This window comes from Anaeropeptidivorans aminofermentans (genome assembly GCF_940670685.1).
Classification (GTDB): Bacteria; Bacillota; Clostridia; order Lachnospirales; family UBA5962; genus Anaeropeptidivorans; species Anaeropeptidivorans aminofermentans.
Genome location: NZ_OW711693.1, coordinates 3,363,531 through 3,378,882, shown reverse-complemented (window position 1 = coordinate 3,378,882; position 15,352 = coordinate 3,363,531). Strand labels below are relative to the sequence as shown.

Annotated in this window: 9 protein-coding genes; 3 read left to right on the top strand and 6 right to left on the bottom strand. The window is 36.7% G+C overall.

Annotated features, from left to right (window positions below; translation table 11 throughout):
* Positions 1-1,535: 1,535 nt before the first annotated feature.
* Both NBX03_RS14300 and cls read right to left on the bottom strand, forming a co-directional pair.
* Entirely contained in the window at positions 1,536-2,288 is a 753-nt protein-coding gene (locus NBX03_RS14300; RefSeq protein ID WP_250228448.1) for an acyl-[acyl-carrier-protein] thioesterase, read from the bottom strand.
* 203 nt (positions 2,289-2,491) lie between these two features.
* Entirely contained in the window at positions 2,492-3,964 is a 1,473-nt protein-coding gene (cls, locus tag NBX03_RS14295) for a cardiolipin synthase (RefSeq protein ID WP_250228447.1), read from the bottom strand.
* Between the two features lie 453 nt (positions 3,965-4,417).
* On the opposite strand from cls, the gene NBX03_RS14290 reads away from it, so the two are divergent.
* The 3 genes from NBX03_RS14290 to NBX03_RS14280 all read left to right on the top strand — a co-directional run bounded on the left by NBX03_RS14290 (position 4,418) and on the right by NBX03_RS14280 (position 7,051).
* Positions 4,418-5,122 (top strand): 2-phosphosulfolactate phosphatase, encoded by a 705-nt coding sequence (locus NBX03_RS14290; RefSeq protein ID WP_250228446.1) that lies wholly within the window; start codon positions 4,418-4,420, stop codon positions 5,120-5,122.
* A 379-nt stretch (positions 5,123-5,501) separates the two neighbouring features.
* Positions 5,502-5,909: a metal-dependent transcriptional regulator gene (locus tag NBX03_RS14285; RefSeq protein WP_250228445.1), complete on the top strand. Its 408-nt coding sequence runs from the start codon at positions 5,502-5,504 to the stop codon at positions 5,907-5,909.
* Positions 5,910-6,382: 473 nt separating this feature from the next.
* On the top strand, positions 6,383-7,051 hold the full coding sequence (locus NBX03_RS14280; RefSeq protein ID WP_250228444.1) for a DUF2461 domain-containing protein: 669 nt from the start codon (positions 6,383-6,385) through the stop codon (positions 7,049-7,051).
* Between the two features lie 431 nt (positions 7,052-7,482).
* Here NBX03_RS14280 and NBX03_RS14275 read toward each other — a convergent pair whose 3' ends face one another.
* The 4 genes from NBX03_RS14275 to NBX03_RS14260 all read right to left on the bottom strand — a co-directional run bounded on the left by NBX03_RS14275 (position 7,483) and on the right by NBX03_RS14260 (position 15,305).
* Positions 7,483-7,836: a DUF6514 family protein gene (locus NBX03_RS14275; RefSeq protein WP_250228443.1), complete on the bottom strand. Its 354-nt coding sequence runs from the start codon at positions 7,834-7,836 to the stop codon at positions 7,483-7,485.
* A gap of 429 nt (positions 7,837-8,265) precedes the next feature.
* A complete protein-coding gene (gene hflX, locus NBX03_RS14270; protein WP_250228442.1) occupies positions 8,266-9,525 on the bottom strand; it encodes a GTPase HflX in 1,260 nt (419 codons plus the stop codon).
* 195 nt (positions 9,526-9,720) lie between these two features.
* On the bottom strand, positions 9,721-10,434 hold the full coding sequence (locus NBX03_RS14265) for a DUF5714 domain-containing protein (RefSeq protein ID WP_250228441.1): 714 nt from the start codon (positions 10,432-10,434) through the stop codon (positions 9,721-9,723).
* A gap of 632 nt (positions 10,435-11,066) precedes the next feature.
* A complete protein-coding gene (locus tag NBX03_RS14260) occupies positions 11,067-15,305 on the bottom strand; it encodes a fibronectin type III domain-containing protein (RefSeq protein ID WP_250228440.1) in 4,239 nt (1,412 codons plus the stop codon).
* Between the last annotated feature and the right edge of the window lie 47 nt (positions 15,306-15,352).

The window sequence follows — 15,352 nt, the reverse complement described above, 5'->3', positions numbered from 1 at the left end:
AGTTAAATTGAAGGGTAATATTAATATTTATAACAAAATACTATTACTCTTAAAAAATAATCAAATCAAACAATATTATATTATTGAAGAAAACGAACTAATTGGATAAATAAACATAGGAAATTAAAAATACCATAATATTTTTAACAAGAATTACTATTGATAAAGAGAAGCTTAGATAAGGACGAAATGATTTTAGGCAATATTATATTGTATAAAAAGTCCTTAGGAGATATTTTATATTCAATTTCACAAAAAAGCAACTATAAAATAAAAAAAGTGCTTTAAATACATATTAAATTAAATTATTTGATTTTAAGGGGCAGGATTTTAGTAAAATATGACAAAAAGGACGTAATCTAAAGAATAAAAAGCTGTTTTGCAGCATAGACAATTTGCATTGATACAAAATGGAAGGCCTATTATTTTATTTTAAATTCTGTATAAAAACACAATTCCGGCATGGATATTTAAGATATTGTAAGCTTATGGTAAATTCTTATAAGGAAGTAGTAAAACCTATGCCTATAAGCTTTAAAACATAGTGTTATCGAAAACAGTGCATTTTTCAAAAGCATTGATATATGGTTTTTCCTGATAATTCGATTGAAATATAGGCTAGTTATCTTTAACTTCATTATATCTACAATATATTTCTCCGGTCAGTTATTTATGTGATGAACCGGAGAAATTTTATGAATTATGAAAAGCACGAATTTATAGAATAAGCAGATAGACGAAAAGTTCCCCTGCAAACCTAGCGTATGACAATTTAGGCAGGGAAGGAATCCGAATTTTATTTTTATAGGTATAATCCGTAAAACCACAGTATTAAAATTTATAGTAAATTGAAAGCGATAAGTGAAAATCAATATTTGTTCATAGCTGAAGATACAGATACGCCGGTGAGAAGAAGCATATTTTTATACTTAGATTCCACTTGATTTATAATGCCCTGAATCTATATGAAATAAAAGCATTGTCAATTTGTTTTTTAAAAATTGAACAAAAACAAAAAGGTATTTGCCTGCTTTAAAAGGGCCCACGCTTTAAAAATTACACAGGCATAGACCTGTAAGTAATTTTTGAAATTTGCCTAGGCAGTGTCTGAAAACGGTCAAACCGACAAGAATAATAAATAAACTAAAGTTTATTTATATTTTACAGCAGAAATACATTTTTCAGCTTGTAAGCTAAAAAGGTATTGTTTGTAAGGAAGTGTGAATTCGAGGAGAAAACCGCAAAGATAGCATGCATTTACATTTTTGCTTTATGCAAAAATGTTGAGCGTGCAGGTTTACCCAGGGTAAACCTGTACGGCATATTTTGAGGATTTACGACGATGAAGCTGCACTTTTATGGCAAATCCTAGAGTTTGGAGCTTTCAGACATGCCCTAGTATCTTTTATACTCTCTCTAGCTTATTACTTACAATAGAATAAAAGCAAATTGACTATAGCATAAAGCAGCATAAGCTATTGGCTGTATTCATAAAAATTAAATTCATTTCAAATAGGTATTAAGGGTTTTAAAACTCAATTTATTTTATTCCATAGGCTTCGAGCTATGCAGTGTACTGCATCTTTATCTTCAGGTTCTCTGACGATGGTTACAAAATCTAAAAAGGAATCGTCTTTCGCATAATTTTCTATTACAATATTATCGTTAAGCTTGCATTCTTTCTTATATTTTATGCTTATTTTATTTAAGCTTCTGCTGTTATATATTTCATCAGCTATACTGTCTGTAATCCAGCGGATATAGCTTACATTGTTTGCATGGTGATTAGAATCCGTGTCACTTCTTTTTACTTTTTCCATCGATGAATTTACCAAAGAATACCCTTCCAAATCAGGAAAGTTCTCCTTTTCAAAATGCCCGGGGTATACGGCACCGTAATTTTTAACCATATCTTCTTGTATTTTTAAGGGCTTCTTTTTTATAAGGTCTGTATAAATCCATTGAGAATCCGCTTTGAGAAGAACATGTTCGTCTTCGTCAAAAGCTATAAAGCTTCTTGTGGCCAAGATTCCTTTGAAAAAAGAAGGCCATGTGTATATTTTAATTTTATCGCCCCATTTGGGGAGCTTTATACATTCAATTTCCCAGTTGGTAAGTATAAAAGCCTTTTCATTTTCCGCAAACCAGCTCATGGAGTATCCCGAATTTTCCGTATGTAAGAGGGAAGTCTCCTGAATATATCCCATAAGCCTTGGAAAGCTTGTACAAAGATTTTCGTCTACCCCCTGATAATCAATATAAAATTCGGAACAAAATCTTTCTTTCATTCAAACACATCCTTAGAAAATTTACCTGAAATAAGGATAAGGCAGAGATGCCCTACCCCATAAAAATATATAAAAAAACTTTCACTTAAAGAGATAACTAAAACCTAGTTGTCTGGCTAAAAGATATAGATTTTCAAAAACCTTCTATTTTTGGCCAAGCAATATATGGTTTTTGCTACCGTTAAATTTTAAGTTTACTGTATTTATAAAAGAGGAGAAAGGAGCCTTGATACGGCTTCTTTTATTTTAGTCATAGTGGAACGGTTTTTATAATATTCAAAGTCAATCTGGGTACAATGGTTCATATCTTCAAGAAACTGCTTTTCAAAAGCCTTGGTTTTATCGCTGTCATATATAAAGGCCGTAATCTCAAAATTAAGCTTAAAGGAGCGTATGTCAAGATTGGCCGTTCCGACGCTTGCAATAAGAGAATCTATCATCACAAGCTTTGAATGGACAAAGCCGTTTTCATACTGATAGCATTTAACTCCCGCATCCAGAAGTTCTCCCAGGTAAGAGAGAGCCGCCCAGTAGACAAAGGGATGGTCCGGATGAGCAGGAATCATGATGCGGATATCGATTCCCGAAAGGGCCGCTATGCGAAGAGACTCCAATATGGTATCATCGGGAACGAAATAAGGCGTCTGTATATAAATGGATTTATTCGCTTCTGAAATCATTTTAATAAAGCTATCGTGGATTGCGGGCCATTTTGTATCGGGTCCGCTGGAAACGACCTGCATACTTACACCCTTAGGCCTTTTTACAGAAGGAAAATACATACTCTTGACTTCTACCTTTGCATGGGGCGCATAATAATTCCAGTCCATTATAAACCTTGTTTCGAGGGAATGAACGCCGTCCCCTTCGATGCGGATATGGCAGTCTCTCCAATTGCCGAAGCGTTTTGACTTTCCTAAATATTCATCGCCTATGTTAAGGCCGCCTACGTAGCCGTACAGACCGTCTATAACGCAGATTTTCCTGTGGTTACGGTAATTTATTCTTACGAAATAAGGCGGAAGGAATATTCCAAGCTTGCCCCCTGCTTCTATTAAGGGTTCATAAAGCTTTTTAGGGGTCGCAAGGGAGCCCATACCGTCTATAAGAAGCTTTACTTCCACTCCTTCACGGGCTTTTTCAGAAAGGGCATCTATAAGTCTTTTGGAAATATCGCTGTTTCTAACGATATAATATTGCAGATGTATGAAGCTTTTGGCATTTTTTATATCCTTTAACATGGCTTCAAACTTTGAATTTCCCTCATGAAATATATCGATACTGTTATTGCAGGTGTATAGAGCGTTTCCGGACATAAGATTAAGATATACCAAATCATTTAAATGAGCCGTTCCTGTAATATCCATGATATTTTTTTTATTCATGAGGCTTCTTTGCTTTTTAATGAGGGTATCCTTATTAATGTCCAAAAGAGCATAATTTTTAAGGATAATTTCGTCTTCCTTGGACTTTTCAAAAAAGGTTTTGTGCTTTTTCGGCTCCATACCAAGAATCAGGTATACGATAAAGCCAATATAGGGAAATATAAGCACAACCATAAGCCATGCCCATGTAACGGCAGGGTTTTTCCGTTCAAGGAAAACGATGATTGCAGCAAAGATAATATTAACAAAAAACGTTATTTGAAAAAGAAGACTTAAAATATTTGTAAGCATAAAGCCTCCTTGGAGGTAGATTTTTTAAAATCCCTTTAAAGTAAGATTAACAGGGAATTTAAAACGCCATAATTGGATTATATATTTCATATTAAATGCAATAAGTATAGGATTTCCATTTTATTACGATTCTATATAACCCTGTTTCCTTCCTGCATTTTTCTTATGAAATGCCTTTATGAAGAAAATCAAGCAAAGCTTTATTTCTTTATAGTATATCACATTGAAAGGCGGTATTCCTACATCGTAAGAAAAATTAAAAGAAATACTTCTATATATAGAAACGATGCAACGAATAAGGAAGTCTTAAAATAAGAAATTATTAGAAAATGCATCTATCTTTTATTGATATTTTAGATTTATTAAGAGCCAGAGCGTTTTTATTATTTTGAAAGAAGAGAAGAAGTGTGCTATATTATAGTTAGCTAAAATTTTTACGTATGGAGGCGGCGTATGTATATTGATGTTATTTTTACGGCAGACGGGCTTTTAAATACGGAGCTTAAAGGAAAAGACACTGCTGTCATAGATGTATTCCGAGCCACAAGCGTTATTACTACTGCCATGAATAATGGGGCAGAATATATAAAGCCTTTTAAAACCATAGAAGAAGCCTTGGAATTCAGAAAAAGCACCGGAGGTCAGGCCCTTTTAGGGGGAGAAAGAAATAAAGTTAAAATCGAAGGATTTGATTTTGGCAATTCTCCGCTGGAATATAAGTTCGTCAAAGGAAAGCCCATAGGGTTTACCACAACTAACGGAACTCAGGCCATAGAAAATGCAAAAGGCTCTGAAAATATCTATATTTTAAGCTTTCTGAACCTTAGCGCTGCCTGTGATATTTTCATGGAAAGAAGCAGTGCCCTCATTCTTGCCTGTGCCGGAACAGCGGGGAAGGTTACCATAGACGATACTCTTTGTGCAGGAGCTGCCATAGAATATATCCTTTCTAATAAAAAAGCAGAGCTTAGTGATTCCGCGGCGATTTCTCTTGAATATTATAAAAGTGGCAAAGGAGACTTAAGGCATTTGCTTAAAAACTGCCGGCATTATAATGCCCTAATGAAAGAAGGGTATGAAAAAGATGTTGAATACTGCCTTCAAAGGGATATGATACCCCTTGTCCCCTATTATAAAGAGGGATTTATACTCATTTAATAGAGTTTAATACGAAGGCGATAAATTGTTTTATCGATAAAAAACAATCCTTTAAAAAATACAATATAAAAATGGGCTTGTCTTTTTTATTTAAGAAAAATACAAATATGTATTATATTTGTATTTCGCATAAGATAAGACCTTTAAAAAATAATTTGTCTTTACAAATAATATTTCTTAAAAAGAAATATAGGAGTGAAGCACTCCTTTGTGGTAAAATATAAATGAAGGTTTACTTCATTTTATTTAGAGATGTATTTCTATCGGTTGGCAATGTATAAGCAGAACCATGCTTATGGTATAATTAATCCAGCGCTTTTATGATTGGTTACGGGGGAATAGATAAAAGCGAAGGATTTAAGGAAAGGCAGATGATACAGTGAAAAATGATTTCAACATTACACCTTCATTGGAAGACTATCTTGAAGCAATTTATTTTCTTCAAAAAAGAAACGGCAATGTAAGAGTTACAGATGTTGCTATGGAGCTTGATATTTCAAAGCCCAGCGTCAATAAGGCGATTAATATCCTAAAGGAAAACGGGCTTGTAAACCATGAGCATTACGGCCTTTTAAGCCTTACCCAAAAGGGGGCAAAGGTTGCCGCAGACGTTGCTAAAAGGCATATTCTTTTAAGGGACTTTTTAAGAAATTACTTAGGTGTTGATGAAAAGACCAGCGAAAGGGAAGCATGCCTTCTTGAACATGCCATGAGCCTTGAAACGGCTTCCAAGCTGGAAGAATTTCTTACGGAAAAATTCGGCTATAAAAATTCAAACGTTGAGTAAGACAGGACATATTTATTCTGCAGAGGAAGATTAAACGCCGCTAAGCCTAGAGCTTACGGCGTTTTGAACTTTAGTTTTAAAATCACGGAAGAACCGAATAGATAATGGGCTTATTGCAAATTATTTTTAAGTAAGAGCCCTTATAGTGAGTTAAATTTTGTTCCGATGATACAAAAGAAGCTCTGGACATTATAAAATAAAGTAAAAGTAAATTGACAAGAAGTATTTTCAATTTAATTTACTATACTGAGCAAAGAAGCCTTTGGCTTTACTTAAATTAATACAGTAATATTTTTAATATTTCAACGTCAAATTTAACAAAAATGTTATGCAGAGCATATCCACATATTTAAGAACAGTATCAACAAAAATAAATGGCTGATTTATTAAGCTTGTGAATAACTCTGTGGATAATGTGGATAACTTATTATTTTTATCCACCGGAGAAATTATATTAGGTTGGTGAATAATGAATGAAATTTGAAGGATTTTATCAAAAAAGCACAAAAATTCTTTTAGAAATAAGATTTAATAATAATAAAGAGTTTTTTCATAGTATAAAAGACGAATATGCGTCTTATGTTCATGAGCCGATAAAGCTTTTAGCCGAAAATCTTCTTGATAAAATTAAAGATATGGACAAGGATTTCGGCGATGAAATAAAAATATCCAGGGCAAACAGAGATATACGCTTTTCAAAAAATAAATCTCCCTATAAGGAAAGCAAATGGTTTTTTTTAAGAAAGGGCAATATTTCAACCATAGAATATCATAGGCCCAATTACTTTTTTGAAATAACCCCCGACGGTTATATGTATGGGCTTGGCTTCTGGCCGGGGCCGGGGGGAATGGGTCTTCTGAGGGCTCGATCTATGGCTAAAGGAGCCGCTGGCTTTGAGGAAGCGTTAAAGGCCTATAAAAAGCAAAATGCCTTTGAGCTTGAAGGAGATATGTATAAAAAAATTTTTTTTCCGGAGCTTCCAGAGGAAAAAAATGACTGGCTGCAAAGAAAAAGCCTTACTTTCATAAAAAGCTGCGGAAACGACGAGCTTTTGTATAGCCCTGAGCTTGTAGATAGTGTGTTTAATGATATTAAAGCAATACACCCTGTATATCAATATCTTGATAAAATATCTGGATGAGTATAAGCTGTTTTTTATATAGTTAACAAACTTGAACTCAAGTTTGTTAACTATTAAGGAAGGGTTAGTCATCGCTATCAATTTAAGATTTATGAATTTAAGCTATTATTTTAAAATAGGGCTTAATTCATAAAGGCTTCTTTTAAACTTTGATGACTCAGGGAAAGCTTCTTTAAGTTTAGGGGGAAGTTCACTTAAAAAAGCTTTCAAACCGGCTTAGCATAAAATAAGGTCAGGCTATATTCTTATAATATCGTGATAAAGAGGTTTTAAGATGATTTTTAGGAATAGAGCCGGTTTTAACGGCTATCATAGAAGACAATTAAGAAATTTTATTGTGAAACATGAAGCCGCAATGCAGACTGTTTGCTTTATAAGATTACAGTATATTTTCAAGGGACTATAAGATCAAAACTTAAGAAGTATACTGGCTAATTAGCCATGCTGTAGCTGACACTGTCAGTATCAATTACTTCAGAAACAAGGTCGTCAATGATATTTATGAGACTCATAGGGGTTACGGTATTGTCTGCAAGGATGTCTATTAAAGAAAGGGCAAAGTTTTTGTCGTAGGTTATCTTCTTGACTACTTCAGATTCTTCAAATTTTGAGTATTGGCAGTCGGCGGCGTACTTTTCTACGGAAACTCCAAAAACAAGACCTGTAGGGGACTCGTTTGAAAACATGGTGTCGCTGAATTCTGCTATAAGAGAATATACGAGGAGGATTTCCTTTCCTTCACAGGTTACGGCCTCACTGCTTCGCACAATATTTTTTTGAAACATGATATCCCTCCCAACAAATATTATCGGATCGCTATATATCACGGATGCCTAATCCAAACGTTGTTCGAAATAATGAGATTTTAAGATGTACTAATTTGTATTAATTTGTATTTTTATGAAAATACATCTCTAAAAATACATATAGACGTCAGATTATGAAAAATAACAATATATTGTATAAAATAAGAAAAAATGAAAAAACTCTTTTCAAAGATTATACTATATGTAAGATACAATTGTAAGACAAACTGTTAGCAATTTTCGCCTTTTCGACAAATAATCGACATATAACGATGATTGTTCGAAAAAGGTTTTTATAAAACACATAAAAAAGCAAAAAATATTTCGCGAGAAAAAATTTTTTGCTTTTTTACGATAAAAATAAAATTATTATGCAGGATACATTTTATAAGACAATTGTAGGATTTTCTATCTTTTTGCCATATAAGGGGATAGTCTGTTATACAGTTCACGGTTGACATAGGCCTCTATAAATAGGCCGTTTTCGACATATTCCTCAGAAATAATTTCGGATTTCTGCCTTAGCATATTCGAAAGAGCGCCTTCGTTGTAGGGAATTAAGGCTGAAATCTTTATTCGCATTTCCTGTAAAATTCCTTCAATGGCTGTAAATAAAATGTCTTTTCCCTCCCCTGAAAGAGCAGACATTTTTACTTCTTTTCTCGCATGAATGTCTGATGGAAGCGGTAAATCCACATCACGGTCCATTTTGTTGTATATGGTTATGATGGGTTTATCCAGCACGGAGAGCTCTTTAAGGGTGCTATATACAACTGCCATATGCTCGCTTCTTGAAGGGCTTGAGGCATCTACTACATGCAGAAGAATGTCTGAATATTTAAGCTCATCAAGGGTTGAGCGGAAGGCCTTAATCAAATTATGGGGAAGTTTGCTGATAAAGCCTACGGTATCTGTGAGGATTGCCTTGGAGCTGTTTCCAAAGCTTATGGAGCGGGCGGTAGTGTCTAAGGTTGCAAAGAGCTGATTTGAGGCGTATACAGAGGAATCGGAAAGACAGTTTAAAAGAGTGGATTTGCCTGCGTTGGTATATCCTACAAGGCTTATGACAATTTCTGAATTTCTTTCCCTTTTGTCTCTTAGAACAGCCCTGTGAAGCTCTATTTGCTTAAGCTGGTCCTCAAGCTCTGAAATACGGTTTCTTATATGCCTTCTATCTGTTTCAAGCTTTTTTTCTCCGGGGCCTCTTGTTCCGATACCGCCGCCTAATCGGGAAAGGCTTTTTCCAAGGCCGCTTAATCTTGAAAGCCTGTATTTTTGCTGGGCAAGTTCCACCTGAACTTTACCTTCTGCAGAAGAGGCTCTGGAAGCAAAGATATCAAGAATGACTAATGTTCTGTCGAGGATTTTTACATCCAGTAAATTTGAAAGGTTTCTTAGTTGAACCGCTGAAAGCTCATCATCACAGACGATGCCTGTGGCGTTATGGAGGGATATTAAGTCTTTAAGCTCGTCGATTTTCCCCTTTCCAAGATAATGGCCGGGGTGGGGATATTCTCTTTTTTGCATAAGCATATCGGAAACAACGGCCCCTGTTGTTTCCACAAGCTCTTTTAATTCTAAAAGGCTTTCATCGGCCGCCATGGCCCCTTCGTCTGTATCTATTCCAACTAATATCAATTGATCTAATTCCATTTTCGTTTCGTGCATAGTTTCTCCTTTTAAGTGAATAGTAAATTTAAAGTTAAACAGTAGCAAAGCCGTATATTCACGAAGGCTCAAAAATGTACCGTTTCCGAAGGAAATCCGTGTTTTTGAGCCTTAAGGGAATAGGCTTTTGCTACTTCTTCATGATAAATTTACTGTATTACGGAAAATACAGTATTGAAATTGAATATGATTCTATTATAAAGCTTTATGATAAGGATAAAAAGTGCATTCTTCCTTTCTGCATTCTTTATTTTTCATAAAAAACGGGCATTTTATGCTTTCTTCTCTATTAAAATCAATGCCGAAGCTTTCCTTTAAATAGTTAACGGCTTCTATAAGGCTTAAGAAGGAATTCCGCTTGCAGCATCTGGGGCCGCCGTTACGGGCGATGGCATTTAAGGATAAGGAAGTCATATAATTTGCTTTTCCCCAGGGCTCATAAGAAAGAGGTGTGGCCTCTGTTATAATGCTTATAAATATCCCTGTGCCTATCCCAGCGCCGCAGCTTCCCCAGAAGCCGCATATTCCTCCGGGAACCTTCTCGGCCCTTTGTCGGGCCTTTAAAAGACCTTCCTGAAGGTCAAAATCTTTTACAGTATTTTTATATGCTGAAAGCAGGCATGCAGGTACAAGATAATGATGTTCAGGGCCGTGGATATTTATAAAAGGATTTTTCATCATTTTAAGAGCAAGATTTAAAGGGTTATGCTCCTCAGAAGAAAGAGCCAAATCGGTAATTATCTCATATCCCTTTTCCATGTGGCATTGATCACAGATAAAATGACCATCTTCACAGGAGGCATTTGCCGTAAATTCGTTTTTACAAAATTGGCATTGGAGCTTCTTTTCCTTCTCAAAATAAATTAATTTTTTGCCGCATAAAATACAGCCTGAATTAAACAATTTCATAGCGTTCACCTTGGTATAGTATAATTTTCAATATTCTTATAATACACTAAATATAGTAAAGTGCAAACATACTTATTAAACTTGAAAGCAGTCTTTTTGTTTTTAGGTTTATAGTGCCCATAAGAAGTAACAAAAATCGATTCATAACATACTTATTTATTCTAAAATGTATTTTTAAGTCTACATGAAGATACAGTTTTGCCCCTGTTCCATTTTAAATTTATTATATTTAAGATAATATATTAATTTAGTTTTAAAGATAAGCTCAATAACAAAATATAGACTTGCTTTGCAAGCCTATACCGATACTTTCTAAACTCAAAGGGAAGATTTAAATCATTTCTACTCTGCTTCTCTAAATTTGTACCCTGTGTATGAATAAAAAAGGGGCTGTTGCAAAATTAACACTCATAACTTCAATATAGCCGAAAGCCTAAGGAATGCGTAGCGTTTTAAATTAATTCCGCAAATGGGGCTTTGCTCCATTGAGGAAAACAGCGTATTTCGTGGCTTTAGCTAAGAAAAGCGATGGAATAGCTATGTATTCCTATAGAAGTTCGTTTAAAGCGCTCTTGCACTTTAAACAAAAAGGGGCTGTTGCAAAATTCGTTTTGCGACAACCCCGTCTTTTACTAATAGCTTAATATAATATCAAGGATATGCATTAAATCGCCGAAGGTCATGATATTTTTGGGCTTTGCATAAGTTTCTCTGTAAAAGCCCAGGTCGACTGCTTTTAATAAAGGAACTCTGTATTTTTCGTCGGCCCCCGAGATATCCTGATAGCCTGTTTCATTTAAGGAAGGGTATCCGGTAACGGCTCTTTTGGCCTTTATTTCATATAGGCGGACGAGAGCGCTGATTCCGGCTTCTCTGGAAACGCCGGATCCTGAAACAAGAAGCTTACCCTTTCCAAGCGCATCATAATTTTCCTGAGAAAGAGGCTCATTCATGTATACGGTAGAACTTCCTTTCAAAACTGCCGCTGTAATCTGGTTAAACTGATTGGCGTGGAGGGCCGTATTTTCGTTGTAAACGCCCATATCGGCAATTACAAGCTTTGAATTTACCCGATAAAGTTGATTCAGTGTTTCTCCCGTAACAGCCCCCGGGGTAACGATGCCTATGGCAGAGTAGGTTGCCGCCTTATAGGAAGAGGCATTCAGGGATTTTGAAACAATATCATAGGATGCAGGAAGCCTTTGCCAGCCGCCGGTGTTTTCGTCTATGACATAGGCCCCTAAATTCGTGGCGTTTTCTATAAACTTACCTGAAAGGGAAAGATTAATCATTACAGGCTTTGCATAATTTATTATGTTTACTGCTTTTTGCTGAGAAGCTACTGTAGTGGAAAGCTTCTGAGGAGAAGAAATATAATTATCCGTAAGAGGTATGCCAAAGGGGTTTTGGTTTAAATGAATATGAACCTTGGCATTTTTATTCAGGCCCGTAAGAGCGTTTACCTCTGTTGTGTTAAAGCTTCCCGGCTGGAATGTAACGGTGAAATTATCGGCTTTTATTTTAAGAGATATTTTCCTTTCGTTAAAAGCTGATATGATGGTATATGGAAATTCCACCTGCCTGTTTAAGGGGCTTATATGATTGTATTTTGAAATATCGATTTCATATACGAATGTTTTATTTGATACAAGCCTTGAAATAAAGCGTTCATCTACGAGATTATCTTTTTTTCCGTCTTTTCCCGTTTCATTTGAACGGAAGCGATAAGTTAAAGTTGATGTTTTGTTATCGTAGATGATTTCAAAATCGGAATGGGGCAAAGGATAAGTGTTAGGGTCCTTATCTCCGTCGTATTCTGAGTCGCTTTTTTCAGAAAAAAGCTGTACGCTTACCCATTCAGACTCTTTATAGATGGAGCCTTCCTTTATTTCAGCAGATAAGGGAACCTCTATGGAAAGCGCATCCTTAAAATCCGGCTCAAGGCTTATTTCAACAATGTAGGAATAGGCTCTTTCAGAAAGCATGCCGTTTTTTGATACTGTAAGCCTTGTTTTTGCCCTTATGTAATAAAGCTTGCTGCTGATAAGCTCATTAAATTTAACCATGTAGCTTTCTTTAATGGCAGGATTAAAAAGGAACTCCGCCGCCGCGGTCTTATCTCCGCCGCCCCCTGTGCTTTCGGAATCTTTCGGGGCTAAATCAATATCGGCGTTTATTCTGAGCCATTCAACGATAATATAATCCTTATCCGAAGGGAGGTAATCGGTTTTCTTTTCCTGATTATAGGTATTTACGCTAAGCTTTGAAGCAAGGCCAAGGCCCCTCGGCGCTTCGGGAGCCGAAAGCTCCAGGGTTTTCATTTCTATAGGGTTAGACCAGTTGGACTGTTTCCCCCCGGAGGCGGAGCGTATCCATAAGTAATAGCGGGTTTCGGGAAAAAGCCCGTTTATAGTATATTCCATATAAAGCTTTCCTGTTGCAGTATCTATTTTTTTAATGCCGTTTTTCAAAAGCTCTTCGTTTGTGATAGGGGTTCCCCCGGTGGAATAGGCCGTATATAAATCGCTTATCCTTAATTCATATTGAAGGTCATCTAAATATTCAAAGCGTACCGTAACGCTGATATCTGTTGATGAAACAGGCTCAAGAATGGGAACAACCGGGTTTATTTCAACAGGGTCTCTTCCCGTTAGGGTGGTGGAGGTTACGTATGCCGGGTAAGATGCAAGCCTTTCCTCGGAGCCGAAGGATGCAAAAGGCCTTATAAAGATGGCATAAGGGGTCCCTGCTTTTAAAGTGTTTAAGGGAGGGTTATGGCTTGCAGTAACGGTAAATTCCATGGTAATAGGGCCGGATTTTTTAGGGCTAATATTTTCCCATTGATAAGTGGTCTCTGCCCTTGATATTTCATCATAATATTCTGTATAGCCCAAATCTCCTACAAGAGCGTATTCCGCGTTATGGAGTTTATAGGAAACGCCGGAAATATCTGCCAGCCTTAAAACAAGAATATTCGTAGGGTCCGCTGGTGATTCAGGAAAGAAGTCTTTAAGGGCTTCTTTTATTTTATCAAAGGTTGCAAGCTTATCGATGGTTCCATCGTCTTTTAAGACCCTGTTCTTAAGAAGGATATTATCGCTGTCTTTTATGGTGTCACTGCCGTAAAGGAGGCTGCCGTTGGAGATGCCGATTTTTGAAAACCATTTTCCGTCCTCCGGCTTACCGGATGGGCCCGGCTTGAAAATTTCTATCCATTGCTCGTCCCATTCCACCGTAATGGAGTTTTCAGTGATGACTTCTGCGCCGTTTAAAACCTTTATCCGTAAAGGCGGTGAAGCAAGAATATTAGGCTCCACGGGAATTTTATCCGTAGGCATGATGTAATAAGAGCCGTAGGCCGGAGTGGAGGTTTCCTGGCCCCTTGAAGCAACTATTTTTATATAATAGATTTTATTCTGTACAAAGGCCTTTTGAACAAGCCCTGAGCCGTCATTGGTGTAGTAATTTGCAAAGTTATATTTAAAATAGGGTTTGTTATCAATTTTAACTACAGGTATGCCGGTTCCTAAAAGAGAGAGAGCATGTTCTTTGCGCATGGAAGAAAAATTCACAGGATCATCGGTGATATAGATGTCGTAAGTGATGTTTTTATCGAAATGCTTTCCTGTGTCTTCGTATTCTTCTTCAATGGCGTTCAGCGGATTTCTTAAAAAGCCTTCCCATGTAATTGCCATGGAAGCGTTCGTCGTTCCCGTATGGCTGATATCGTATATATGAGGGCTATAGGGGGCAAAGGCTTCCTCTTTTTGCATATACTGAACCCGTGCGCTTTCTATCGTAACGTTGCCGAGGTTATAGGATTTGTTCTTAATCTTATAGCTTACGTCGTTATATACTGCCCTCATGAAAAATTCCGTAACCGGCGCATCGGGCTTTGGTATGGAAACAGAGGTGGTTGAGAAGAAATCATTCCCAAGGTGCAAAATGTTATCAGTTACATTATTATGGGGCGTGTATTGATAAATATCCAAAGATGAAAGCTTCGATGACAGAAGCTCTTTATCAAGGCTATCCCATATTAAATCGATATTGGTAAGGCTGTTGTCGTTTATGACTAAAGAGGGCCTGATATAGGCCTTGCCTGTGTGATAATCCACGGTGCGGTCGGTTGCAAAGGTAAAGCTGCCAAGATTGGAAATTATTTGAGTAGGGGAGATATTATCTCTTTCATTGTTATTAAGAACAGGCTCTACTTTTATGGCGAATAGCTTTCCCGGCTTAAAAGCACTATTGTAATAGGTATAGGTGGCCTTGTTATTTTCTATTTTAAGGGAAGACGCATCGACAGTTTCAGGCATATTTGTCCATTCCAGGTTGCCGTCCATATTTGCTACGCCTATAGTAGCAAAATATATTTTATACTGCTGAAAGAAGTCTGCATTTTTTACCCGGGGAACGTCAAAGGTAACAGATATGGAGTTCCCGGAGCCTATGGCGTCTACCGTGATATTCGTAAGAGCGGCAAAGTCTCCGGCGCTTTCCGAGCTGGTATGGTAAACGGTGTTTCCCTGGGCATCTGTGGTATAAGATATGGGATATACTTTAAAGGTATATAAGGAGCCGGGGTCAAGGTTTCTTGTAAATGTTATGGTGCTTGCCGCATTATTGGTTTCAAAGGACTGAACACCGCCTCTTGTAACGTTTTCATAAGTTACTTTATATCGAACCAGATTCGGTATAGAAGGCGGGGTAAAGGAAAGGCTTACGTCGTAATTATTGTTTGCGGAAGCATGGGTAGTAATGGATAGGGATGTTCCGGGGGCGGCAAATACGGGTACAGGCGGAACAGAGCCTAAGATAAGGACAAAAGCCATTAAAAGGGGTATTAATTTCTTATATAAATTTCTCATGAAGTCCTCCTTAAAATACTCAGGGCACGGCCTGAAAGAAAAGATAC